The sequence below is a fragment of the Rhodothermales bacterium genome (assembly GCA_041391505.1).
Lineage (GTDB): Bacteria > Bacteroidota > Rhodothermia > Rhodothermales > JAHQVL01 > JAWKNW01.
The window spans coordinates 1-24,323 of record JAWKNW010000030.1 but is presented as its reverse complement, the minus strand read 5'-3'; the positions used below and the strand labels follow the sequence as shown (position 1 = coordinate 24,323).

The 24,323-nt window shown below is 64.4% G+C and carries 20 protein-coding genes and 1 tRNA gene; 16 read left to right on the top strand and 5 right to left on the bottom strand.

Annotated elements, in window-relative coordinates; all coding sequences use genetic code 11:
* Complete coding sequence (nfi, locus tag R2834_21050) at positions 1-666, bottom strand: deoxyribonuclease V (GenBank protein ID MEZ4702833.1); 666 nt, start codon at positions 664-666, stop codon at positions 1-3.
* A gap of 16 nt (positions 667-682) precedes the next feature.
* On the opposite strand from nfi, the gene R2834_21045 reads away from it, so the two are divergent.
* Positions 683-1,357 (top strand): hypothetical protein, encoded by a 675-nt coding sequence (locus tag R2834_21045; GenBank protein MEZ4702832.1) that lies wholly within the window; start codon positions 683-685, stop codon positions 1,355-1,357.
* 66 nt (positions 1,358-1,423) lie between these two features.
* Here the strand turns inward: R2834_21045 and R2834_21040 are convergent, their stop codons facing one another.
* Positions 1,424-1,999: a nitroreductase gene (locus R2834_21040; GenBank protein ID MEZ4702831.1), complete on the bottom strand. Its 576-nt coding sequence runs from the start codon at positions 1,997-1,999 to the stop codon at positions 1,424-1,426.
* Positions 2,000-2,354: 355 nt separating this feature from the next.
* Positions 2,355-2,762 carry a hypothetical protein gene (locus R2834_21035; protein ID MEZ4702830.1) on the bottom strand — a complete coding sequence of 136 codons (408 nt, stop codon included), beginning with the start codon at positions 2,760-2,762 and terminating at the stop codon, positions 2,355-2,357.
* A 242-nt stretch (positions 2,763-3,004) separates the two neighbouring features.
* Here R2834_21035 and R2834_21030 point away from each other — a divergent pair.
* Positions 3,005-3,078, top strand: a tRNA-Val gene (locus R2834_21030).
* 993 nt (positions 3,079-4,071) lie between these two features.
* On the opposite strand, the gene R2834_21025 is transcribed toward R2834_21030, so the two are convergent.
* Entirely contained in the window at positions 4,072-4,263 is a 192-nt protein-coding gene (locus R2834_21025) for a hypothetical protein (GenBank protein MEZ4702829.1), read from the bottom strand.
* 124 nt (positions 4,264-4,387) lie between these two features.
* On the opposite strand from R2834_21025, the gene R2834_21020 reads away from it, so the two are divergent.
* The gene (locus R2834_21020; protein MEZ4702828.1) at positions 4,388-4,624 is read left to right on the top strand and encodes a hypothetical protein; all 237 of its coding nucleotides are present in this window, start codon (positions 4,388-4,390) and stop codon (positions 4,622-4,624) included.
* Between the two features lie 192 nt (positions 4,625-4,816).
* Entirely contained in the window at positions 4,817-6,916 is a 2,100-nt protein-coding gene (locus tag R2834_21015; GenBank protein MEZ4702827.1) for a PQQ-binding-like beta-propeller repeat protein, read from the top strand.
* 200 nt (positions 6,917-7,116) lie between these two features.
* Here the strand turns inward: R2834_21015 and R2834_21010 are convergent, their stop codons facing one another.
* Positions 7,117-8,661, bottom strand: coding sequence for an arylsulfatase (locus R2834_21010; GenBank protein MEZ4702826.1), 1,545 nt, complete (start codon positions 8,659-8,661; stop codon positions 7,117-7,119).
* A 346-nt stretch (positions 8,662-9,007) separates the two neighbouring features.
* Between R2834_21010 and R2834_21005 the strand changes: the two genes are divergently transcribed.
* From R2834_21005 to R2834_20950, 12 genes are all read left to right on the top strand, one after another.
* Positions 9,008-9,556 (top strand): YceI family protein, encoded by a 549-nt coding sequence (locus tag R2834_21005; protein MEZ4702825.1) that lies wholly within the window; start codon positions 9,008-9,010, stop codon positions 9,554-9,556.
* Between the two features lie 79 nt (positions 9,557-9,635).
* A complete protein-coding gene (locus tag R2834_21000) occupies positions 9,636-9,845 on the top strand; it encodes a hypothetical protein (protein MEZ4702824.1) in 210 nt (69 codons plus the stop codon).
* Between the two features lie 125 nt (positions 9,846-9,970).
* A complete protein-coding gene (gene thrS, locus R2834_20995; protein ID MEZ4702823.1) occupies positions 9,971-11,908 on the top strand; it encodes a threonine--tRNA ligase in 1,938 nt (645 codons plus the stop codon).
* A gap of 367 nt (positions 11,909-12,275) precedes the next feature.
* Entirely contained in the window at positions 12,276-12,818 is a 543-nt protein-coding gene (gene infC / locus R2834_20990; protein ID MEZ4702822.1) for a translation initiation factor IF-3, read from the top strand.
* A 124-nt stretch (positions 12,819-12,942) separates the two neighbouring features.
* Positions 12,943-13,137, top strand: coding sequence for a 50S ribosomal protein L35 (gene rpmI / locus R2834_20985; GenBank protein MEZ4702821.1), 195 nt, complete (start codon positions 12,943-12,945; stop codon positions 13,135-13,137).
* 42 nt (positions 13,138-13,179) lie between these two features.
* Positions 13,180-13,527 (top strand): 50S ribosomal protein L20, encoded by a 348-nt coding sequence (rplT, locus tag R2834_20980; GenBank protein MEZ4702820.1) that lies wholly within the window; start codon positions 13,180-13,182, stop codon positions 13,525-13,527.
* Between the two features lie 358 nt (positions 13,528-13,885).
* Positions 13,886-14,896: a phenylalanine--tRNA ligase subunit alpha gene (gene pheS / locus R2834_20975; protein MEZ4702819.1), complete on the top strand. Its 1,011-nt coding sequence runs from the start codon at positions 13,886-13,888 to the stop codon at positions 14,894-14,896.
* A 12-nt stretch (positions 14,897-14,908) separates the two neighbouring features.
* Positions 14,909-17,401, top strand: coding sequence for a phenylalanine--tRNA ligase subunit beta (gene pheT / locus R2834_20970; GenBank protein MEZ4702818.1), 2,493 nt, complete (start codon positions 14,909-14,911; stop codon positions 17,399-17,401).
* A 58-nt stretch (positions 17,402-17,459) separates the two neighbouring features.
* Positions 17,460-17,825, top strand: coding sequence for a hypothetical protein (locus tag R2834_20965; GenBank protein MEZ4702817.1), 366 nt, complete (start codon positions 17,460-17,462; stop codon positions 17,823-17,825).
* 50 nt (positions 17,826-17,875) lie between these two features.
* The gene (locus R2834_20960; GenBank protein ID MEZ4702816.1) at positions 17,876-18,202 is read left to right on the top strand and encodes a cell division protein ZapA; all 327 of its coding nucleotides are present in this window, start codon (positions 17,876-17,878) and stop codon (positions 18,200-18,202) included.
* A gap of 528 nt (positions 18,203-18,730) precedes the next feature.
* The gene (rny, locus tag R2834_20955) at positions 18,731-20,437 is read left to right on the top strand and encodes a ribonuclease Y (protein ID MEZ4702815.1); all 1,707 of its coding nucleotides are present in this window, start codon (positions 18,731-18,733) and stop codon (positions 20,435-20,437) included.
* Positions 20,438-20,746: 309 nt separating this feature from the next.
* Complete coding sequence (locus R2834_20950) at positions 20,747-24,304, top strand: PKD domain-containing protein (GenBank protein MEZ4702814.1); 3,558 nt, start codon at positions 20,747-20,749, stop codon at positions 24,302-24,304.
* The last annotated feature ends 19 nt before the right edge of the window (positions 24,305-24,323 follow it).

Sequence of the window (24,323 nt, the reverse complement as noted above, 5' to 3'; positions counted from 1 at the left end):
TCATACCGTGCGGTACGACAACGCATGCGCCAGACGCGTCGGTTCGGGGATTTTGTACCGCGGGCAGCAGGCCAGCGTGAGGCGCTCGGCCTCGGCGAGCGTGATCCGATGCCCGACGCTGACGTACACCGGGTGGGTGCGGTCGCGCGTCCGGAGCACCGTGCCGATGGGCTCGTCGCGATCCGTGAGCGCCGCGCGCGACCCTTTTTTGACCCCGGGTTCTTTGTAAACCCCGCACAGCCGGCTCTTGGCGACGCCAAACGCCGGCCAATCGAGCACGACGCCGAGATGGCAGGCGAGCCCGAAACGCCGCGGATGCGCGATGCCCTGGCTGTCGGTCATGAAGACATCGGGCCAGACGCGCAGGGCCTCGAGGGCCGGCAGGATGCACGGCATCTCGCGAAAACTGAGCAGGCCCGGGATATAGGGAAACGGAACGTCGCCCTCCCACGTTGTTTGATCGACGACCGCCAGGTCGGGCATCGAAACGACGACGATCGCCGTCCGCGCCCGATCGCCGCGGATGCTGACATCGACCCCGGCGATGGTGCCCGGTTCGGCGGCGAGCGGTTCGTGGCGCACCAGGCCGGCGAGATCCTGCTGGATCCGGATGGCCTCGGCCGGCGAGACGTCCCAGCGGTGGGGGTGTGCGATGTTGATTTTCATTACGAAAGATGCGGTTATGACCCGTTCTGAGTACAAGGTCCGACGTTTGAACTGGGTAGCGCTGCTGCTGGCCGTATCCGTGGGGATGCCCGCCTACGCACAGGAGGCGCCCCGACGCGTGACGCCGGCGAAGGCGTTTGCCTCGAGCCTGCTGTTGCCGGGTCTCGGCCATCGCTACGTGCAGGGCGGGTCGTGGCGCGGCAAGGCCACGTTGTTTGCGGGGATCGACGCCAGCCTCTGGCTGGGGCTCCTCGGGGCCAACTGGCAGCAGGGACAGCGGGTTCAAAGCTACGAGACGCTGGCCGTCTCCCGCGCCGGCGCCCTCATCGAGGGCAAGGATAGAGCTTTTTACCTGAACCTGGCCACTTACCTGTCGTCCGACGACTACCTCGACGCCCAGCTGCGCAACCGCGCCTGGAATCGCCTCGATTATGTGAGTACGCGCGCGTTTCAGTGGGAGTGGGCAAGCGAAGCGGATTTCGGGCGTTTCCGCGAGCTGCGCGACGATGCCGAAACCTTCAGCCGCCGGCGCTCCATCTACGCGGCGCTGCTCGTGGCCAATCGCCTCCTATCCGGGATCTCGGCCGTCGTCCAGGCCGGCAAGGTCAACGCCCCGGATCTCTCGATCGCCCTGTCGCCGCCCTTGGAGGCGGGGTCTCCGCCGGGTGTGCATGTGACGGTGGGACTGTAGAGCTGCCCTATACTTCATGGCTGGCCGGCGTCATTCCCAACTCGATTGGGAATGACGAGGGGCCCCTCAAGGGCGCCACTGCAGCACATCCTCCAGCGGCTTGCGCTTCGTCTCCGGCGATTCGGCCGGGTAGCCATACCAGAAGAGCCCGACGACCTCCTCCGCTTCCGGGTCGATGTCCAGCATTTCGCAAAAGCGCGCGTCGCGGATGACGTCGCCCGAGGCCCATTTCATGCCGATGCCCTCATTCCACAGGTAGAGCATGGCGTTCTGGATGGCGCAGCAGGTGGCGGCGTAGTCCTCCTTCGCCCGAAGCGGGTTCGTGGAGCGGACGCAGGTAACGACGAGCCAGCCGGGCATCTCGAGCCAGCGCGCGCGCTTGGCAGCGCCGGCGGCCGGACCCTTTGCGGCCGTCACGATCTCGGTGTTCAGCTCGACGATGGCTTCGGCCGTCTGGCTGCCGAGCAGGTAAAACCGCCAGGGTTCGGTAAGTTTGTGGTTCGGGGCCCAGCGCGCGAGGTCGAGCGCCTTCAGGATCGTTTCGACGGGCGGGGTTTCGGGCCGGTAGAGGTGGATCGTCCGGCGCGCCCGGATCAGGCTGGCCAGGGCATCGGGTTCGATAGCGGTAGTGTCGTGGTGCATCGTCCGGGAAAAGCGTTGTACGGAATGCGAGGTGCCGGGTCATGCAGGAGCCGGCGCCCAGCAAAAACGGCCGACTCCAGGGCAGGAGCCGGCCGGCTTGTACACGGACGGAGGGAGGAAAGGTTCGGGCAGCCGCGGGGGCTGCTGCTGGCACTTAGATTTTATCGCGATGCAGGATGCAGGATGGTTTTTGTCGATGTCGTTCTTGCGTCCCCATCCTGCATCCTGTGTCTTGCATCCTCAAACAAGGCGTGTCTGAAAAATCGTTCGGGTTGTCCCGGAGCATCCAAAACATCGTTTGATCCTGAATCACGTGCAGGATACGTTGCTGTCTGAAGGATTTTTTAGACAGAACCTAATTGTACCCCGGGGGCGGGGCCTCGATGCCGGGGCGGAGTTCCACCGCATCGATGATCAGGAGCGCCGTCATCACCGTTTCGCCGGGGAAGCTGGGCATGTTGGCGCTATAGACTTCCTGTACGCCGATCGTGACGTGATAGCCGAGTCCGAGCGCAGTATGATAGAGGGTGCCGCAGATCTGGTCGAGCCGGCGTCCCTGTTTGAAGGCGAGGGTCGCGGCGGCCTGCAGCTGGGCCTCTATGTAGGATTCCGGGCGGGTGATGAACTGCAGCGCCGGGGGGAATCGGCGTAGGATCGGGACCTTGCCGGCGGCGGCGTGGCCCTGGGTGTAGGCCGAGTCTTGAGCGGATCGGTCCGAAGCCTGGTACGTGTCCATGCCCGAGATCGTCAGGGGGTACTTCATAACAGTTGGCGATGCGTAAGCAGGTGGGGGAAGCAGGCGGGCGGAGTGCGCTGCATTGGGGGTATCGGCCGCGCCTGAAGAAACTTAAGCCCGGAAAAAAACAGCCGATCCGTGGGGCCGGCGTGTGGCGTGCGAAATGTTCTTGAAGGAGATCCCGACCGGGAATCGCGCGTACAACCCCACCTATCCGGCACACGGGGTTGACATGCCTCGCCCCGGTGCGATATATTGCGTCCCCTTTCGGGTCCTTAGCTCAGTTGGTTAGAGCGCTACGTTGACATCGTAGAGGTCGGTGGTTCGAGTCCACTAGGACCCACAACAACCCTTGTAAGTCGTTGGCTTGCAAGGGTTTTTTTTGTTGGTGGGTACAACAACTAGATTGTATTAAGCGCTCTCTCGAAATAACTCATTGGTATGTTTCGTCGCTAATGACGACCGAGACGAGTTTATATTAGTTAAGCTATATTCGAGTGCCCCAAATATGATGCTAGCCCCCAGGGCAATCGCATCCATTGTGTATCTACCCGCATTTATCGCTAACAATTTGTATGCCTACGCTCGAACACCGTAAGCAAGCGATTGTATTGGTTCGATTAGCTTCATAGCGATACCTCCTTGATTGTTCGAGTCCACTTACAGGAGAATGCGACTGCTCGATGATAGACTCTTGGAAGGTTGTGCGCTGGCTTGTGCTGCTCTATTCGATGCCTTTCTGGACGGGTGTGCATTCGGTTCCAAATTACTGCAGCCAATCTCAGGAACATAGCCAGATGAAGGTGCAACTAGATGACGACCCATCAGGTCAAGGCACTGCCTCGTTACCTTAGCGACCTCTCTTTGCAACTGGAGTACCGGACTGGTGAGCATGATCTCATAGGTGATTTCTACGGTCCATGTCTTTCAGTAGCCAAGACATACGATCGAACCGTTGGATACTTTAGGTCCAGTGCCTTCCTTGTTATTGGTAGGAGTGTGGTAGATTTTGCCTTACGTGGTGGGACCATCAGACTTATCTGTTCTCCAGAGCTACTTGATGAGGACATTCAGGCCCTCGAGAAAGGCTATAAGAATAGAGAAGCGATTATAGAACAAGCGATTTTGAGGGATCTGACACAACTTCTCGATAACAGGTCGCTATTCCAGCATTCAGAAGCCCTCGCGACTCTGGTTACCGCCGGCACGTTGGACATTCGTGTCGCCTTTAGACCCCCATATTTCGGCATCTACCACGAAAAACGCGGGATATTTACGGACGGCGAACACAACGCTGTCAGTTTTGCCCCCGGTTCAGGGAGCGGCGATCAGGTGCTCATCGCGGGAAAACAATGTGGTGGCGTCCAACGCGTGGCGGACCGGCGAGTTGGGCCTCGTTCATGGCATTGTGGTCACGAATTCCGAGACGACCCGTGTCTTCCGCAACACCGTGAGCAATGCATTCATCGATTTTTATCAGCGGATTGAGGGAAAGCTGATGGACAATTCCGTCCAGCAACTCGTTCATCGGCTATTTCTTCTGCAAGATGCCGATGCCCTTGGCAAAAGCGCCCGATGCACATCCTCGGCTCGATCATCCCGGCCACGGACTGGTTGGCCACAGGAAATACATCGCATGACAACTCTGAATATTGATTTCTTGTCATCGACGGGGCCACGAAGAACAAACCACCGGCAATCGGGCATGGAACAACGGTCTGTATGACTACGAACTGGCCGGCGAATCGGTGCGTTTTGGCTTCTTTACGGGGGCCTCGGTCCGAAACAAGCTGGAGGCCGGCCCCGACGAGGGCGTGAAGGACTGTGGTATCGACAACACCGTGCGCGGTGGCACGATGGTGGATCTCACGGTGGATCCGTGCTTCTGATACAGCTCGCGCATTGAGGGATACGACACCCTGGCGTTTCGCGCGGCGCGAGGGTGTCGCTCCCGGGCCGGCGCGGCCGAATCGGCCGGCTCGGACGGACCGCATTGTATGAATCGGCGGCTGTGACCTACTTTCTGTGGTTTGATGCCACGTGGTCGGATGCTGCGTGGTTGGATTCTACAGGGAGAAAACATGGCCCGCACCGCGCTGATTCTGGTACTCGTCCTCTCCTCCTGCGCCGCCCCCGATGGAAACACCGACTGGCGCTACTTCGGCGGCGACCTCGCCAACAGCCAGTATTCGACGCTCGACCAGATCGACCGTACGAACGTCGGCCGGCTCGACGTCGCCTGGACCTACCACACCGGCGACGCCGACTCCAGCAACCGCTCCCAGATCCAGTTTAACCCGATCGTCGTCGACGGCGTCCTCTACGGCGCTTCGCCGCGGCTGAAGCTCTTCGCCCTCGACGCGGCGACCGGCGCCGAGAAATGGGTGTTCGACCTGTACGCCGCCGGCGACGCGCCGAGCGTCTTCGGCGTCAGTCGCGGGGTGGCCTACTGGGAGTCGGGCGACGACCGACGCCTCCTCTACGGCGCCGGCCACCGGCTCTTCGCCCTCGATGCCCGCACGGGGCTGCCGATCCCGTCGTTCGGGTCCGGCGGGTTTGTCGACCTTCGGGAAGGGCTTGACCGCGACGCCGCCGGCACGTTCTGGTCGCTGAACACGCCCGGCGTGGTTTATCAGGATCTCTACATCGTCGGCGGACGCGTCGCGGAAGAGCTGCCGTCGGCCCCGGGGCATATCCGCGCCTACGACATCCGCACGGGCGAGCGGGCCTGGATCTTTCACACCATCCCCCAGCCCGGCGAATACGGCTACAATTCCTGGCCGGCGGACGCGTGGCAGCGCACCGGCGGCGTCAACGTCTGGAGCGGCATGAGCCTCGACCCCGAACGCGGCACGGTCTACCTGCCGACGGGCTCGGCGGCGTTCGACTTTTGGGGCGGTAACCGGCACGGAGAAAACCTCTTCGCCAACGCCATCCTGGCGCTCGACGCAGCGACCGGCGAGCGGAAATGGCACTACCAGACCGTCCGCCACGACATCTGGGACCGCGACCTGCCGGCGGCGCCGAACCTCGTCACGGTCACCCACGACGGCCGGCGGATCGACGCGCTGGCGCAGATCACGAAGTCGGGGCACGTCTGGCTGCTGGATCGCGACACGGGCGCGCCACTCTTCCCGGTCGAGGAGCGGCAGGTCCTGCCTTCGGATCTGGACGGCGAAGCCGCCTGGCCGACGCAGGCGCTGCCGACCCGACCGCCGCCCTTCGCCCGGCAGCAGCTCGGGCCGGACGACATCAACGACCTGTTCCCGGAGCAGGCGGCCGTCTTCCGCGACAGCCTGGCGCGGCTCCGCAGCGCCGGCCAGTTCGTCCCGCCGAGCACGCAGGGCACGATCATTTTCCCGGGGTTCGACGGCGGCGGCGAGTGGGGCGGCGCCGCGCACGATCCGAACGCGGGGATCCTGTACGTCAACGCGAACGAGATGCCGTGGGTGCTCCAGATGCGGAAGATCGACCTGGACGCAAGCCAGCGTTCGTTCTCCGCCGGCCAGCAGCTCTTTGCGTATTACTGTTATAATTGTCACGGCGCCGGCGCCTCGGACGCGACGGGGATTCCGTCGCTCGCCGGCATCGGCCAGCGGAAAACGCGCGAACAGGTCGCCGCGCAGGTTCGAGGCGGCGGCGTGCGGATGCCGGCACTGCCCTACCTGAAACCGGACGAGGTCGACGCCATCGTCGCCTTCCTATTCGGCGACCCGCAGCCCGAGGGGCTCACGGCCTCACCGGAAGCGGCCGTCCGGTACAACCACATGGGCTACAACCGGTTTGTCGACGCGAACGGCTACCCGGTCGTGCGCCCGCCCTGGGGCACGCTCAACGCCATCGATCTGAACCGGGGTGAGATCCTGTGGTCCGTCCCCCTCGGCGAGATCCCGGAGCTGACGGCGCGGGGCATCCCGAAGACCGGGACGGAAAACTACGGCGGTCCGATCGCCACGGCCGGCGGACTGCTTTTCATCGGGGCGTCGAAGGATGAGCGCTTCCGGGCGTTCGACCGGGCGACGGGGGAAGAACTCTGGTCGACCCGGCTCCCGAGCGGCGGCTACGCCACGCCGGCGACCTACGCGGTGAACGGCCGGCAATACGTCGTCATAGCAGCCGGCGGAGGGAAGATGGGGACGAGGTCGGGCGACGCGTATGTGGCCTTCGCACTGCCCCGGTGAGCGCGCCAAAATGGAAGGGTTGGGCGCTCATTAATCAAAATATGAAGGTCATCCCGACCGAATCCCCGCTAATGCGGGGAGCCGTGGAGGGACCTCCTGACTATGGCAATGCCATTCATCGGGAGGTCCCTCCGCTGCCCACCGATTTCATCGGCGGTCTGGTCGGGATGACAACTTTTATTCATGATGACATGGTTGTTTCACATCGCCCGCGACCGGCCGGCTGATTTTAACCCCTCCAGCAAGGCCGCGAGTTCGGCGGCGATGTCGGGGTGGGCTTCTGCGACATTCGTTCGTTCGCCGGGGTCATCCGCCAGGTTGTAGAGCTGGGGCGTGGGGGCGTTGCCGAGTTCGGTGTTGGTGTAGGCGTTGTAGGCGGCGCGGTCGCTCGGTTCGATGTACTTCCAGTCCCCCCGGATGATGGAGAGCGTGCCGCCCGTGTTGTGCTCCACGAGGTGCTCGCGGCCGGCCGGCATGTGGCCGATCAGCGTGTGCTGGAGGTCGAAGCTGTCGGGTGCGTCGGCGTCGGTGAGCGGGACGTTGCGCATCGCGGCGAAGGAAGCCATGAGGTCGATCTGCGAGATCAGGGCGTCGGATGTCGTGCCCGGGGCGACGCTCGCGGGCCAGCGGACGAGGAACGGGACGCGGGTGCCGGCCTCGAAGGCGCTGTATTTGCCGCCGCGGTACGGGCCGGAGGGGGTATGGTCGCCGAGGAGTTCGACGGCCTGATCCTGGTAGCCGTCGTCGACGACGGGGCCGTTATCGCTGGAGAAGATCACGAGGGTGTTGTCGGTCAGACCCAGGCGGTCCAGCGCGTCGAGCACTTCGCCGACGGTCCAGTCCAGCTGCAGGATCGCGTCGCCGCGGGGGCCCATCCCGCTCTGGCCGGCAAACCGGGGATGGGGGACGCGCGGGACGTGGATGTCGTGCGTGGCGAAATAGAGGAAGAAGGGTTCGTCCTGGTGGCGCTCCATAAAGCCGACCGCCTCGCCGGCGATCACATCGGCCATGTCTTCATCCACCCACCGGGCCGACTGCCCCCCGGACATCCACCCGATCCGGCTGATGCCGTTGACGATCGTCATGTCGTGGCCATGGCTCGGGTGCATCTTGAGCAGTTCGGGGTGCTCCTTGCCGGTCGGCTCGTCGCCGATGGGGCCGTCGAAGCTGACGGCGATCGGGTCCGACGCATCGAGCCCGACGATGCGCCGATCCTTCACGTACACCGTCGGCACCCGGTCGCCGGTGGCCGGGATCAGGAACGCCTCGTCGAACCCGAGTTCGAGAGGCCCCGGCGTGATGTCGCCGTTCCAGTCGGGGCCGTCCGGCCCGCCGAGGCCCAGGTGCCATTTGCCCACCACGCCGGTGGCGTAGCCGGCCTGCTTCATGACGTCCGCCAGAGTCGTTCGCCCCGGCTCGATGATCAGCGAGGCATTGCCCCGGGCAACGCCCGTCCCGGGCCGGCGCCAGGCGTATTCGCCGGTTAGCATGGCGTAGCGCGACGGCGTGCAGGTGGCAGACGGTGCGTGGGCGTGCGTGAAGCGCAACCCTTCCGCGGCGATCCGGTCGATGTTCGGGGTCTGGATGGCGGTGGCGCCGTAGCTGCTCACATCGCCATAGCCGAGGTCGTCCGCATAGATGATGACGATATTCGGCGGTTGCTGCGGCGTATCGGTCGGGGCCTCGCACGACGAGAGGCCGAGCAGGAGCGTCGCGACCAGGAAAAAGGGGCGGATCGAGGACATGTGACGTGGGGGGATGAAGGTGAGGGCGACAGCCTGTTCGCCGATGGTTGATTGAACTTACGATGCGCGGCCGGCGAGGGCAACTTCAGGCGTCCGAAGGCCAGGGCAATCGTATGCTCGCCGTGGCCGTGAGAAGCGTATGGGAGTTTGGGTGCATGGGGGCATTTTTACCGCAAAACCTCCCATACCCCCATACTCCCACACCGGGAGATGCTCACGTTTGAAGAGCATGCGATTGCCCTGGTCCAAAGGCCCCGTGGGGCGGGCGAATCGGGCTGATCCGGGCGGGTCGGGAACGGGAGGGCCGGCAGTCGGCGTCTCAAGGGTACACGAACCGGCGCACACCATGAAATTCATCCCGATCCTGCTCTTGATAGCTAGCCTGTATGCGCCGGCGGCGCACGCGCAGCAGTACGCCACCGACGCCGGCAAGGCGGCCTTCACCGGCGAGATCCCCGTGAACCGGTTTACCGGGATTTCGGAATCGCTGAGCGGGCGGGTCAGCCTCATCGACCGGTCGGTGCGGTTCACGCTCGATCTGAACACCCTGGACACCGGCATCGGCAAGCGCGATCGCGACATGCGCAAGACGCTGAACACGAGTCGTTTCCCGGAGGCCGTTTTCGAGGGCCGGCTCGTCTCCGAGTTCGACCCCGGGATCCCGGAGATGCAGCCGGCGCGCGTGCAGGGCACGTTCACCCTGCACGGGGTCAGTCAGGAGATCGAGGTTGAGGGGGGATTGCAGCGGGTCGGGGAAGGGCTGATGGTGACGGCCGAATGGGTGCTGAATATGCGCGATTACCGGATCGAGCCGCCGCGGATGCTGGTGATGCGCGTGGCCGAGACGATCGACGTGCGCATCGAGGCGCTTCTGGCGTCGGTGAACGTTCCGTGAGGACCGTTTGCGCCGCATCCGCGGCCGCAAAACACCGTATCCTGTGGGGTCAACTCGCCACAAAACGCGGAGGCACGTCATGAAACGGCTATCCTTTTCTTCGTTGATCGTGATCGCGGCAACATCCCTGTTCTGGGCCCTCGTCGTGGCCGATACGCTGGTGCGTCAGATGGATACGGGCGTGACGTACATCGACCTCGCCGCCGTCTTCGTGCTGGGCGCCATTTCCGGCACGGCGGCCGGCGCCGCGTACGTGATGCGGCATCACGACCGGGCGGTCGAGGCCTGAATCGCACCAATTATTAACGCCGCGCCGATTTCGGGCCGGGATCCTGCCGTCAACTGGCCGGGTATGTGCCGATTCATACCCATGCAACTTCATTTGCGGGGCTGGAACGCTCCGTGTATTCCGCCATGATCAAGATTACCCTGCCCGATGGATCGGTCCTCGAGAAGGAAGCCGGCGTGACCGGCCTCGCGATCGCTGAAGGCATCTCGGAAGGCCTCGCCCGGATGGCGCTGGCCGTCAATGTCAACGGGGAGGTATGGGACCTCAGCCGGCCGATCGACCGTGATGCCCGGGTGCAGATTCTGACGTGGCGCGACGCGGAGGGGCGGATGGCCTACTGGCACTCCTCGGCCCACCTCATGGCCGAGGCGCTCGAGGCGCTGTTCCCCGGCGTGAAGTTCGGCATCGGGCCGGCGATCGAAAACGGATTTTATTACGACATCGACCTGGGCGACCGCAAGCTGGCTCCCGAGGACCTCGAGGCGATCGAGGCCAAGATGACCGAGCTGTCGAAGCGCGACGTGCCGTACAGCCGGCGGTCCGTCTCCAAGCAGGAAGCCCTCGACTACTTCACCCGCAAGGGCGACGAGTACAAGCTCGAACTGATCGCGGACCTCGAGGACGGCGCCATCACGTTTTACGAGCAGGGGGATTTCACCGACCTGTGCCGCGGCCCGCACGTGCCGTCGACCGGCGTCATCAAGAACCCCAAGCTGCTGAACGTCGCCGGCGCCTACTGGCGCGGAGATGAGAAGCGGCCGCAGCTCACCCGCATCTACGGCATCACCTTCCCGAAGAAGAAGGAGCTGGACGAATACCTCGAACGGATCGAGCTGGCCAAACAGCGCGACCACCGGAAGCTGGGCCGCGAACTCGAGCTGTTTACATTCAGCGCCAAGGTGGGTCCGGGCCTGCCGATGTGGCTGCCGAAGGGCGCTATGCTGCGCGAGAACCTCGCCGAGTTTCTGAAGCGCGAGCAGGTGAAGCGCGGGTATCAACCCGTCGTGTCGCCGCACATCGGCCGGCTCGAGCTGTACCAGACCAGCGGGCACTATCCCTATTATAAGGACAGCCAGTTTCCGCCCATGTTCGAGGACGCGGAGCAGCAGGAAGGCTACCTCCTCAAGCCGATGAACTGCCCGCACCACACGCAGATCTACGCGAGCAAGATGCACTCGTATCGCGATCTGCCGGTGCGCTTCGCCGAGTTCGGCACCGTGTACCGGTACGAGCAGTCCGGCGAACTGGGCGGCCTCACCCGTGTCCGCGGCTTCACCCAGGACGACGCGCATATCTTCTGCACCGACGACCAGGTGAAGGACGAGTTCAAGAACGTGATCGACCTGACCCTGACCGTCCTGTCGGCGCTGGAGTTTACCGACTTCAAGGCGCAGATCTCGCTGCGCGATCCGGAGAACAAGGAGAAGTACGTCGGCGAAGACAGCCAGTGGGAGCGGGCCGAGCAGGCCATCCGCGAGGCGGCGGCCGAGATGAACCTGGAGGCGACGGAAGCGACCGGTGAAGCCGCGTTTTACGGCCCGAAGCTCGACTTCATGGTCAAGGACGCCCTCGGGCGCGAGTGGCAGCTCGGCACGGTGCAGCTGGACTACAACCTGCCGCAGCGGTTCGACCTCACCTACATCGGCGAGGATAACGAGAAGCATCGGCCGGTGATGATCCACCGCGCGCCGTTCGGCTCGCTGGAGCGCTTTATCGGCGTCTTGATCGAACACTGCGGCGGCAACTTCCCGGTGTGGCTGGCGCCCATCCAGGTCGCGGTGCTCCCGATCAGCATCGACATGAACGACTACGCGTCGGCGGTGCGTCAGCGCCTGGTCGAAGCCGGCCTGCGGGTCGAGGCCGATCTCCGGAATGAAAAGATCGGCTACAAGATCCGGGGCGCCGAGGTGCAGAAGGTGCCTTACATGCTCGTGCTCGGACGCAAGGAAGCCGAGGAAGGCACGGTGGCCGTGCGGCAGCACCGGGTCGGCGCGCAGGAGTCGATGACCCTCGGAGATTTTATCGATCGGCTGAAGGCGGAAGTCGCCTCGTCGATCCGATAGTCGCGTGCGGGCTATTGACTTGAGGCCCGAAACAGACGATACTAAGGCGAACGGAGGCGCTCTGGCGTCTCCGTTTGCGTTTTTATGGAGCGTCGGCTGCGCCGGCGGTCAGGGAGGACGGTCACGGTTCGTGTGCGCTCCGGGGCCGCGAACGGTTGCGGAGCGGCCCGTAGAAACAGCGCGGCCGGCACAAACCTGCTTTTGCAACAGCGCGAAAGGGCTTTCCTCGTTCATATGGGGCGGCTCGTACTGAAACCTCGGGCAGGGCCGGGCGTGAGAACATCAATCCATTCGGGGGATTCCCCGTCGCCGGCGCTTCACGCTCGATCGCCGCGCGTAGCTATTTGATTGTGAAACAAACCGCAGAATGAGTCTGAAAAAAGCGCCTCAAGCACCTCAGAAAAGAACTCGCATCAATAACGAGATTCGCGCCTCCAAAGTCCGTGTCGTCGATCCAAACGGCAAACACGGGGTCTACACGCTGGATGAGGCCCTGGCCCTCGCCGAAAATTACGGGGTCGACCTCGTAGAGATCGCCCCCGATGCCGACCCGCCTGTCTGCAAAGTCGTCGATTACGGCAAGTATATCTATGAGCAGCAGAAGAAGGAGAAGGAAGCCCGGAAGAAGTCGCACGCCGTGGTGCTGAAGGAAATCCGGTTTCGTCCGCAGACGGACACGCACGACTTCGAGTTCAAGGCCAAGCATGCCCGCCAGTTTCTGGAGGAGGGCAACATGGTCAAGGCCTGGGTGCAGTTCCGGGGTCGAGACATCCTCTACAAGGAACACGGCGAGTCGCTCCTGAAGCGGTTTATCGAAGAGCTGAAGGAAGTGGGCCGCGTCGATCAGGCGCCGCGCATGGAAGGGCGCCGCATGACGCTGATCATGGCGCCGGCGCGGAAAAAGACGTAACGGCTCCCGCCCGTTACGTTCGCTGTTTTTTTAAAATACTCCGGGAAACGTATGCCCTGAGGGGGCGTATAGAGCACACTTTTACCTGCCCGTGCAGGTCGAAGGCAAACGTAATGGTGAGCATATGCCCAAGATGAAGTCGAACAGCGGCGCCAAAAAGCGCTTCAAGGTTACCGGCAGCGGCCGGCTGAAGCGCGAAAAAGCGTTCGCGAACCACATTTTGACGAAGAAGTCGCAGAAGCGCAAGCGCAACCTCCGCCAGTCCACGCTGGTGAGCGCCGTCGATGAGCCGCGCATGAAGCGCATGCTCAGCGTCTGATCGTCTCCTACCACACGAGTTTGATAAGCAGAGTAAGGTTCCATGCCTCGAGCCACAAACAGAGTAGCCTCTCGCCGGCGCCGCAAAGGGATTCTGGCGCTAGCCAAAGGGTACTGGGGACGCCGTAGCAAGGTCTACACCGTCGCCAAAAACACGGTTGAACGCGCCCTCGCCTTCTCGTACCGGGACCGCCGGCAGCGCAAGCGCCAGTTCCGCCGTCTGTGGATCACGCGTATCAACGCGGCCGCGCGCCTGAACGACATGTCGTACTCGCGCCTCGTGGGCGCCCTCCGCAAGTCGGAAGTGCGTCTCAACCGGAAGGTCCTGGCCGATCTCGCCGTACACGATCCGGCCGCCTTCTCGAAAGTCGTCGACCATCTGAAAAACTAGGCGCGGCCTGAGTTTTTCAGAACGAGCCGTAGCCTGAACCTGAGTCAGGGTCCAACGCGGCTCCGGGGGTTCATTCGGCACTCCGGTTTGCCTCGAACGATTTTCAGACGCTGACAGGTTTTCAGACACTGACTAGCATGGTCCGCCGTCCCGTATATCGATTTTTTACGTTCACGCCGCTCGCCTGCCGACTGGGGTGCTGAACGTTACGGTATGCACGTTTGCAAAAGTCCCGCCCCTGGTCAAACAGGTCAGGCGGGACTTTTTTGTATAGTACCCCCGCATAGTAGTATCCCCGCATAGTAGTAACCCCGGCCGTGTCGCGCCCCGCCGGCGCGACACCTGAACCCGCACCGCTATGGTAGAACAGCTCGAAGCATTGCGCCGCGACATCGAGGCGGCGACGCTCGACACCGCCGAGGCGATCGACGCCTTCCGGATCCAGTATCTGGGCCGCAAGAGCGGCCGGATCACGGATCTCTTTCAGGGGCTGAAAAACGTGCCGCCGGCCGACAAGCCGGCCATGGGCCTCAAGATCAATGCGATCAAGGTGCTGGCCGAAGAACGGCTCGAAACGGCGCAGCAACAGCTCAAGTCCGCCTCCGCCCCGTCGACCGCGACCCTGGACGTGACGCTGCCGGGCCGGCCGGTTGCGCTCGGTTCGGACCATCCGCTGACCCAGACGCTCTGGGAGATCCAGCGCATCTTCGCGCATTTCGGGTTCGACGTGGCGGTCGGCCCCGAGATCGAGGACGACTGGCACAACTTCTCGGCGCTGAACTTCCCGCCGGACCACCCCGCGCGCGACATGCAGGACACCTTCTTCCTGCGCGAGGGCAAACGCGACGGCGAGGCCGTCGTGCTGCGCACGCACACGTCGCCCGTGCAGATCCGCGTCATGGAAAACAAGAAGCCGCCGATCCGCGTGATCGTGCCGGGCCGGGTATACCGCAACGAGTCGATCACCTATAAATCCTACTGCCTCTTCCACCAGGTCGAGGGGCTCTATGTAGACGAAGGCGTGACGCTCGCCGATCTCAAGCAGATGCTGAACCTGTTCGCGCGCGCGATCTTCGGCGACGATGTGGTGACGCGGCTGCGCCCGAGCTTCTTCCCGTTTACGGAGCCCAGCGCGGAGCTGGACATCTGGTGGCCCAACCCGGCCTTGCCCGCCGGCGGTCGCTGGATGGAGATCCTGGGTAGCGGGATGGTCGACCCCAACGTGCTCGAAGCCGTCGGGATCGATTCGGAGCGCTACACGGGTTACGCCTTCGGCATGGGGGTCGAACGGATCGCCATGCTGCGCTACAACATCCAGGACATCCGCGTTTTCTACGAAAACGACATCCGCTTCCTCGAACAATTCTGACCCCTCCCGGCCATGAAACTCAGTTATAACTGGCTTGGCGACTACGTGGCGCACGGTCTCGACGCCGATGCGCTGGCGGACCGGCTCACGATGGCCGGCCTGGAAGTGGACGACGTGGAACGCCACGGCGAAGCGCTCGACGGCGTCGTCGTGGGCCGCGTGCTGGCCACACAGCGTCATCCGAATGCAGACCGGCTCACGCTCTGCCAGGTGGATATCGGCGCCGGCGACCCCGTGCCCATCGTCTGCGGCGCGCCCAACGTGGCGGCCGGCCAGAAGGTGGCCGTGGCCACCGTGGGCACCATCCTGTCATTGCCCGACCGCGAAAAGCCGGGCGAACGCGTGGCGATCACGATCAAGAGCGCGAAAATCCGCGGCGAAGCATCGCAGGGCATGATCTGCGCCGAAGACGAACTCGGTTTGTCGGACGATCACGCCGGCATCCTGGTGCTCGACGCCGCGGCCCCGATCGGGCAGCCGTTTTCCGCCTATCTGGCGGAGAAAGGGGTGGCGCTGGTCGACTACGTGCTGGACGTCTCCATCACCCCGAACCGGCCCGACGCCATCAGCCATATCGGCGTGGCGCGCGATGTGGCCGCGGTGGGCCGGCTGCCGCTGGTGCGGCCCAAACTCGCCCTGCCCGCGCCGGGAGGCCGCGCCGCGGAGCGCATCGCCGTCGAGATCGAGGCGCCGCAGGCCTGCCGGCGGTACGTGGCGATGATCGTGGAGGGCGTCGTCATCCAGGAATCGCCGGAGTGGCTCAAGCAGCGGCTCCTCGCGATCGGCCTCCGGCCGCGCAACAACGTGGTGGACATCACCAACTATGTGATGTACGAGTGCGGACAGCCGCTGCACGCGTTCGATTACGACCAGGTGGCCGGCCGGAAAATCGTCGTGCGCTGGAGCCATCCCGGCGAGACGTTCGTGACGCTGGACAGCAAGGAACGCAAGCTGCCCGAGAACACGTTGATGATCTGCGATGCGGACCGGTCCGTGGCGATCGCCGGCGTGATGGGCGGCGAAAATTCCGAGGTGACCGACCGGACGACCACCGTCCTGATCGAAAGCGCGTATTTCGATCCCTCGACCATCCGGCGGACGGCGCGCCTGCTCGGGTTGCAGACCGATGCGTCGTACCGCTTCGAGCGGGGCGTGGACAGCGACGGCCAGGTCTGGGCCGCCGCCCGGGCGGCTTCGTTGATCGCGGAACTCGGCGGAGGCATGCTGCTGCCGGGCATGGTGGACGCCCATCCGAATCCAGCGCCGGCGCGCACCGTGCTGATGCGTCCGTCCCGCGCCGTACGCGTCCTGGGCGTCGAAATCGACACCGCCGTGATGGTGGAGCTGCTCGAAGCGCTCGGTTTTGATGTGACGCGCGGACACGAGTGGCTCGGCGAGCCGGCGCTGGCGTGCGTCGTGCCGGGATACCGCCCGGATGTCGAGCGCGAAATCGACCTGATCGAGGAGGTCGCCCGCCTGTACGGCTACGAACGGATTCCGCTGCCGAGCCATGTGCCGGTGGCGGCCATCGCGCCCTACGTCGCGCCGGAAACACGCGCCGCGCAGCGCGCTCAGCAGTATCTGACGGGGCTCGGCTTCCGGGAGATCTACACGAACAGCATGCTCAGCCGCGAGACGGCCGAGCGCTTCAACCTGCCCGTCCTCACCGGCGCCGGCCACCCGGGCGAGGTGGTGGAAACGCTCAAGCCGATCTCGCAGGAGATGGCCGCGCTGCGGCCTGCGCTGCTGCCCGGCATGCTGGCCGTGATGGCGCACAACCAGAACCACGGCCACGACACGCTGCGCTTTCTGGAGTTCGGCCACGTGTTCAGCAAGACCGACGCGCCCGACGTCATCGTGCCGGGTTACGGCGAACATACGTCGCTGCTCGTGGCCTTGAGCGGGCCGGCCGAGCAGGCGAACTGGACGAACAAGGAGCGGGTGGCCGATTATTACGACCTGAAAGGCATCGTCGAAGGGCTGGCGCGCCGGCTCGGATGGAAGCAGGTCGCCTTTACGCCGGACTACGCAGCGACGCCGGCGACGGCGTACCACGCCAACGTATCCATCGGCGGCCGGCATGTGGGGGTGATCGCGTGCCTCTCCGACGCCGTTCAGCGGCAGTACGACCTCAAGGCGCCCGTGTTCTTCGCGGAGTTGAACTGGGATGCCGCCGGCGCGGCGTCGGCAGACATCGCCGGCGTCAAATATGCCCCGATCTCCCGCTTCCCGAGCGTCGATCGCGACCTCGCGGTGATTGTGGACCGTTCGGCGCAGGTGGGCGACCTCACGGCCGCGATCCGATCGGCCGGCGGCACCCTGCTGCGGGCGCTGACCGTGTTCGACGTATACCGCGGCGACCAGGTGCCGGCGGATAAGAAGAGCGTTGCTTTCGGGCTGCGTTTTTCGGCCGACCGGACGCTGCAGGACGATGAAGTCGACCGGGTCGTGACGCGCGTGCTGGACCGGCTCTCGGCCGATTATGGCGCGGAACTACGGCGCTGAGTCGTATATTGGCGGCGGACCCGTCCCCCTTCCACAACCAAGACGAAAGGCAGACGCTATGGACGCATCGGAAGTGCCAGATCGCGATGAATCGAACCCCGCCCCGGGCGGCGAAGCCGCTTCGGGTGGAACGGAAGGCCAGCCCGAGGCGGCACCCGGCCTGAAAGGCCTGCGCTCGCTCCGGCGTCTGCGGGATCGCGTGCAGGCGGCGGCGCACGAGCTTCAAGCGCTCCGCCAGGAAAATGCGGCCCTGCAGAAGCGTATCGCCGAACTCGAACGGGGCATGCCGGAGGCGGCGGGCGACGGTGGAGCCGGCACGGCCGCGCTGGCGCTGGAAGGCGACCCGGAGCTGCTGCGGCGCAAGGTCGAAGGATTTATCACCGCCATCGACCGGTTTCTGGAAGAAGACAGCCGCGTCGGATGAGCGCATCCCCGCTCCGAACCGGACCACTCGCATCTCTAACGGATCATCTCATGGAAAAAACGATACGGGTTCAGGTGATGGGGCGCGACTATCCGCTCCGCATCGCCGAGTCGGATGAGGCGCTGACACGTGAAATGGCGGCCTACGTCGACGCCAAGATGAAGGCGTTCAAACAGGCCTTTCCGAAGCAGCCGGAAGTCACCACCGCGGTCGTGACCGCCCTTGCGCTGGCGGAAGAGCTCTTTTCGGCCCGGGACGCCCACACCCGGCTTCTGACCGAGGCCGATCGCGAGGTGGCGCAGCTCGACGCGTTGCTGGAGGAAGTGATGGGGGCGTCGGCGAACGGCGCGGCGCCGAGTGTGGAGGGCGGACGCTGATTCGCGGCGCGAGGTCACGATCCTGCGATTTTTCGGTCCGCCCCGTATAGGCGCGGTCCTGCGGGCGGGCTGGATATTGTGATTTTTTTTTGCGTGATTACCCGGAGCCCGAATACGGCAGACCGACCGCTCGCACGGCCGGCCGGCGCCCGATTCGCACGGAACTGCTTAGGTAAAGTCGGATATAAACGATACTGCTCTCATGGTGACCCCTTGAGGGCCCTTTGTACTGACCCGTTCTGCATATATAAGAACTTTACTAGTATGCCTTAGGGAGCCACCCTTCACGCTACGACAGCAGGCCCCACTCCCTCACGGGATTTCTCTTCGGAGAGCCGGGGAAGCCGGAAGAGTTTGAGCGGTTCCCACTGTGTGAATGTGAAGGAAGTTCTTCATATCACCGGAGCGGGTTAGTATGAATGAAAGTGCCCCGGCTTGGTTACGTGTGATCATGCAACCGGCCGGGGCATTTTTGTGTCCTTCCCGGGCGTTTTGAGCGGGACGCTCCCACACAAACGTACATACACCATGGATATAACGGCGGTTTTCGGCGATCTCATCGCCGTCGCCGTGGTCGCTCTCTGCATCGTGGTAGGCATCATCATCGACCGTTTCCTCCTTTCGCGGAGCGTGCGGGTTCAGGTGAGCAAAGCGCGAGACGAGGCGAAGCGGTTGCTGGATGAAGCTGAGCAGGAAGTGAAGCGGATCCGGTTTGAGCGGATCGAGAAAGTCGAGGCGGATATCGCGATGCGGGAGGAGACGCTCCAGCGCGAAACGCAGGAGACGAAGCGCTCCCTCCGCCGCATGAAGCACGTCTACAAGCGCCGGCTCGAGAAGCTGAGCCAGCGCACCCAGCGCATCGCCGAACGGGAGAGCGTGCTCCAGAAGGCGACCGAAGCCATCGAACTGCTTCGCAAGGAGGGCCGCGGCAGCCAGCGCGAAGCCGAGCGCCTTCGCCGCGCCGCCGCGCAGCTGGCCGAGGACCTGCAGGGCAACAAGGCGGCGATCGAGCGTAAGGAGCAGGAGATCACGGCCATCCGGACCTCCCTCCAGACGCGGCAGGAGAAGATGCAGCAGGTGCTCGAGGAGCAGACACGCAAGCTGGAGCAGGTATCCGGCATGTCGCCCGAGGAAGCCCGCCATGCGATGATCGAGCGGTACGTGGAGGAGGCCAGGCTGGAGGCCGCCGGCCGGGTGAAGGAAATCCGCGACGAAGCCAAGTTGACGGCCAACCGCCAGGCGCGCAAGGTCATCCTCACCGCCATCCAGCGGACGGCCGCCTCGCACGCGATCGAGAACACCGTGTCGGTGGTCAACATCCAGTCCGACGAGATGAAGGGCCGGATCATCGGGCGCGAAGGCCGCAACATCCGCGCGTTCGAGGCCACGACGGGCATCGAAGTAATCGTTGACGACACCCCGGAGGCGGTAATCCTGTCCGGATTCGACCCCATCCGGCGCGAGGTGGCGCGCATCTCGCTGGTCCGCCTCATCCAGGACGGGCGCATCCATCCGGCGCGGATCGAGGAGGTGGTGGAGAAGGTGCGCGAGGAGGTCAACGAAGAGATCATGGAGGTCGGCGAGCGGACGGCCATCGACCTGAACCTGCACGGGATGCATCCCGAGCTGATCCGGCAGATCGGGCGGATGCGCTACCGCACGAGTTACGGCCAGAATCTGCTCGCCCACTCGATCGAGACGGCGCACATTTCATCGCTCATCGCGGCCGAGCTGGGGCTGGACGTGAATCGCGCCTGCCGCGCCGGCCTGCTGCACGATATCGGCAAGGTCGTCGAAGAGGACATCGAAAACCCGCATGCCATCGTCGGGATGGAGCTTTGCGAGAAGTACAAGGAGCACCCCGACGTCTGCAACGCGGTGGGCGCCCATCACGACGAGATCGAGATGACCTGCCTCATCGCCCCGGTCGTGCAGGCGGCCGACGCCATTTCCGGCGCGCGTCCCGGCGCCCGTCGCGAGGCGCTGGAGTCGTACATCAAGCGGCTCGAGAAGCTCGAGGATCTGGCGCGCTCGTTCAACGGTGTGGAGCGGGTCTATGCGATCCAGGCCGGCCGCGAAATCCGCGTCCTCGTCAACCACGACCTCGTGTCGGATGCCGAGGCGGAGAACCTCGCGGTCGACATTTCCAAGAAAATCCAGAACGAACTCCAGTACCCGGGTCAGGTCAAGGTCACCGTCATCCGGGAGGTACGCTCCGTCTCGTACGCGAAGTGACGCCACACGCCGGATGATCGCTTCGGCGCATCGACCCCGCCAAAATCGGTAGGTCGATGCGCCGCATGTTGCGCCGGAAGGCTCATGCCTCCCGGCGTTTTTTTATGTACCCATGTCCTTGTGCCAATCCAGTCAGTTCACGGCACGGTAGGCGAGGCGTCTCTCACGATCGTTTCGGAGCGCCGCGCTACCCACCAGGCGGGCCCTATGTTTGCCGCCTGTCCCGCATCGGCCTAACCGTTCGATGTGTTTACCGGATCGCCCCCCATTCCCTGTACGACCTACTGCACGTTACCTCTGGGGGGTTCTATGAACATCAACAACCTGTCGCGAGGGGCCATATGGGTTGGCGTCGCCCTCGCCCTCTGTGCACCTGGCGCCGCCTTCGCGCAGATCGCCTTCACCGAGGTGGCGGCCAGCGCCGGCGTCGGCGGCGATATCTACGATAGCACCTCGCGTCACGGCCTGGGCGTCAACTGGATCGACTACGACAACGACGGCTTTCCGGACCTTTTCCTGCCCAACGGCGGCGGCGAATTGCCGCATTTCTTCCGGAATAACGGGAACGGATCGTTCACCCGGAAGGACGCGCTCCTGCCCTCGCTCCCGGTCGTCGAAATGACCGGCTCCGTGTTCGCCGACTATGACAACGACGGCGACATGGACATCTACATCACGGTCGGCGGCAGCGATCTGTACGATCCGGACGGCTCGCCGAACTTCCTGCTGAAGAACCTCTGGGTCGAAAACGGCAACGCAGAATCCACCCCGATGTTTGTCGAAGTCGCCGCCTCCGCCGGGGTAGACAACCGGCCGCCGGTGGCCTTTGGGCCCAACGGAGGGTACAAGAGCTACACTGCGACGTGGCTGGATTACGACCTCGACAGCTGCATCGACCTCTTCGTGGGCACCATGGTGTGGGACGCCGGCGGCTCCGATGTGAACCGCAATGCGCTCTACAAAAACAACTGCAACGGCACCTTCACGAACGTGACCACGAGCGCCGGCCTGTTCAACGGCGATCCGGTCATGGACCGCCCGACGCTCGTCGTTTTCGGCGGTCTCATGGATGACGACGCGTACCCCGATCTCTACGTCGTCAACGTGCAGCAGCCCTCGCCGTACCATCACGATCAGTATTTCCACAACAACGGCGACGGCACGTTCACCGAATTAACCGCCACGATGCCCGGCATCGGCGACGACTCGGGCGCCGGCATGGGCATCGACCTGGCGGATATCGACCTCGACGGCGACTGGGACATCTACATGTCCGACCTCGCCAACCCGGGCGGGATCGAGCCCGTGGCGGAGAACAACGTCCTCTACAAGGGCAATCCGGGCGGCACCTGGAGCGAAAATTCGGCGCCGGCCGCCGGCGTGAAAAGCTTCGACTCGTGGGCGGTCAACTTCTTCGACCTCAACCACGACGGCTACGAGGAGCTGCTCGTTGGCGTGATCGCGCCGACCCAGATGAAGGACGAGCTGTTCCAGAACGACGGCGACGGCACGTTCACCGACATCTCCGTCGCTGCCGGCATGATTTCAGGCGATTCGCGCGGTTCGGCCGCGGCGGACTACGACCGCGACGGCGACGTCGATTTTGCGGTCGTCAACCTCAACGGCAATCTGTTTCTCTACCGCAACGACACGGCCGGGAAGCAGAACTGGCTGGAAATCGACCTGCAGGCCACGGTCAGCAACCGGGCCGCCATCGGCGCGCTCATCGAGGTGAAGGCCGGCGGGCATACCTACATGCGCCAGATCAAGAGCGGCGTCAGCTCGCATTCGCAGAACGAGCGCACCGCCCACTTCGGCCTCGGCAGCGCGACCACGGTCAATGAGATCAAGGTGACGTGGCCCTCCGGCGCGGTGACCGTGCTGCCCAGTGCGGCCATCAACCAGCGGATGACGATCGTCGAGGATGGAACGGTGGGCAACACCCCGCCTAGCGCCAATTTTTCGTTCACGAGCACCGGCCTGACCGTGAACGTGGATGGCTCGGCCTCCACGGATGACGGCGGGATCGTGAGTTATGCCTGGACGTTCGGCGACGGGGCGACGGGTTCCGGCATGACGGCTTCGCACACTTATGCGGCGGCCGGCACCTATACCGTCGGGCTGACGGTGACGGATGGCGAGGGGCTGACCGGGACGACGAGCAAGAGCGTGACCGTCAGCGCGGGCACGGGCGGCACCGGCGCGTTCCTGGAAGCGGGCGGACTCGTGTCGATGGAATCCGAAAACGCACAGAGCCAGGTGGACCGGGATGGTCATGCCTGGACGCTGGCGACCGCCAACGCCGGCTTCAGCGGCGCCGGCGCCATGCAGGCGACGCCCGACGACGGCACCCGCATCCGGACGGCTCCCGAGGCGGTGAGCCCGGAACAGGTGTTCGAGGTGAACTTCACGACGACGGGCACCTACTACGTCTGGCACCGCATCTGGGGCAACGATTCGAAAAGCAACAAAACGTTTTCAGGCATCGGAGGCGTCGCCGACGCCAGTCCGATGAGCGTCAGCACCTTCGGGGCGTGGACGTGGACCAACGGACGGCTCGATGGCACCGACGCCACGATCACGGTGGATACGCCCGGCATCCACACCGTGCATGTCTGGATGGCGGAGGACGGTGCGTCGGTCGACAAGATCATCCTCTCCACCGACGCCGGCTTCGCGCCGGAGGGCATCGGGCCCGCTGAGAGCCCGCGCGATGGCGGCGGCACCGGCAACAACGCGCCCGTGGCCAGCTTCACGCATTCGGCGACCGACCTCGCGTTGTCGGTCGACGGCAGCGCGTCCTCGGACAGCGACGGCACGATCGTGAGTTATGCGTGGACCTTTGGCGACGGCGCGACCGGCTCCGGCGCGACCGCGTCGCACACCTACGCGGCGGCCGGCACCTACACGGTGGCGCTCACGGTGACGGACGACGAAGGCGCGACCGGTACCGCGAGCCAGAGCGTGACGGTGACGGACGGGACGGGCGGCACCGGCGGCTTTATCGAAGCCGGCGGGATGGTGGTGATGGAGGCCGAGCATTTCCACGCCAACATCCAGCGCGGCGCCGACACCTGGGTGGCTGCGGCGGCCTACGCCGGCGCGAGCGGCGGCAGCTACATGGACACCACGCCCGACGACAACACGGAGATCAAGACCAACGCCGAGACGACGAGTCCGGAGTTGTCGTTCGATGTCGATTTCACGACCACGGGCAGCTATTACGTCTGGGGTCGCATCTACGCGCCGAGCAATAAATCCAACTCGATGCATGCCGGCATCGACGGCGTGATTTCCAGCACGACGAACGGCTGGCAGACCAATGCCCTCAACGAGTGGGTATGGGTCGCGCTGGTCAAGGGCGGTTCCGCCGTGCCGCTCTCCATCGGTTCGGCCGGCGCGCACACGGTGCATGTGTGGATGCGCGAGGACGGCACCGCCCTCGATAAGCTGGTGCTTACCACCGACGCCGGCTTCACGCCGACGGGTGAAGGTCCGGCCGAGAGCCCGCAGGCGGCGGCGCCGGTGGCTGGCGCGCTGCGGAGCGTCGCGGCCGAGGGCCTGACGCTTCAGGCCGAGGCGCTGCCGACCGCGTTTGCGCTCGAAGGCAACTACCCGAACCCGTTCAATCCGACGACGACGATCCGTTTCGCGCTGCCCGAGGCGGCGCAGGTTCGCCTGACGGTATACGACATGCTGGGCCGCGAAGTGGCCCGGGTGTTCGACGGGGAGCTGCCGGCCGGCCGCCACGAGGCGAGCTGGAACGGCCGCACGGACGCGGGCGCGACAGTTTCGAGCGGGGCGTACCTGCTGCGGATGTCCGCCGGCTCGTTTTCGGCCGTGCAGCGGATGGTGGTGGTGAAGTAGGCTAATAGGTTGCAGGTTG

Excerpts from the sequence above, each read along its gene's own strand:
- nfi (MEZ4702833.1), bottom strand. The coding sequence starts at position 666 with ATGAAAATCAACATCGCACACCCCCACCGCTGGGACGTCTCGCCGGCC.
- R2834_21045 (MEZ4702832.1), top strand. The coding sequence starts at position 683 with ATGACCCGTTCTGAGTACAAGGTCCGACGTTTGAACTGGGTAGCGCTG.
- R2834_21040 (MEZ4702831.1), bottom strand. The coding sequence starts at position 1,999 with ATGCACCACGACACTACCGCTATCGAACCCGATGCCCTGGCCAGCCTG.
- R2834_21035 (MEZ4702830.1), bottom strand. The coding sequence starts at position 2,762 with ATGAAGTACCCCCTGACGATCTCGGGCATGGACACGTACCAGGCTTCG.
- R2834_21025 (MEZ4702829.1), bottom strand. The coding sequence starts at position 4,263 with ATGAACGAGTTGCTGGACGGAATTGTCCATCAGCTTTCCCTCAATCCG.
- R2834_21015 (MEZ4702827.1), top strand. The coding sequence starts at position 4,817 with ATGGCCCGCACCGCGCTGATTCTGGTACTCGTCCTCTCCTCCTGCGCC.
- R2834_21010 (MEZ4702826.1), bottom strand. The coding sequence starts at position 8,661 with ATGTCCTCGATCCGCCCCTTTTTCCTGGTCGCGACGCTCCTGCTCGGC.
- R2834_21005 (MEZ4702825.1), top strand. The coding sequence starts at position 9,008 with ATGAAATTCATCCCGATCCTGCTCTTGATAGCTAGCCTGTATGCGCCG.
- R2834_21000 (MEZ4702824.1), top strand. The coding sequence starts at position 9,636 with ATGAAACGGCTATCCTTTTCTTCGTTGATCGTGATCGCGGCAACATCC.
- thrS (MEZ4702823.1), top strand. The coding sequence starts at position 9,971 with ATGATCAAGATTACCCTGCCCGATGGATCGGTCCTCGAGAAGGAAGCC.
- infC (MEZ4702822.1), top strand. The coding sequence starts at position 12,276 with ATGAGTCTGAAAAAAGCGCCTCAAGCACCTCAGAAAAGAACTCGCATC.
- rpmI (MEZ4702821.1), top strand. The coding sequence starts at position 12,943 with ATGCCCAAGATGAAGTCGAACAGCGGCGCCAAAAAGCGCTTCAAGGTT.
- rplT (MEZ4702820.1), top strand. The coding sequence starts at position 13,180 with ATGCCTCGAGCCACAAACAGAGTAGCCTCTCGCCGGCGCCGCAAAGGG.
- pheS (MEZ4702819.1), top strand. The coding sequence starts at position 13,886 with ATGGTAGAACAGCTCGAAGCATTGCGCCGCGACATCGAGGCGGCGACG.
- pheT (MEZ4702818.1), top strand. The coding sequence starts at position 14,909 with ATGAAACTCAGTTATAACTGGCTTGGCGACTACGTGGCGCACGGTCTC.
- R2834_20965 (MEZ4702817.1), top strand. The coding sequence starts at position 17,460 with ATGGACGCATCGGAAGTGCCAGATCGCGATGAATCGAACCCCGCCCCG.
- R2834_20960 (MEZ4702816.1), top strand. The coding sequence starts at position 17,876 with ATGGAAAAAACGATACGGGTTCAGGTGATGGGGCGCGACTATCCGCTC.
- rny (MEZ4702815.1), top strand. The coding sequence starts at position 18,731 with ATGGATATAACGGCGGTTTTCGGCGATCTCATCGCCGTCGCCGTGGTC.
- R2834_20950 (MEZ4702814.1), top strand. The coding sequence starts at position 20,747 with ATGAACATCAACAACCTGTCGCGAGGGGCCATATGGGTTGGCGTCGCC.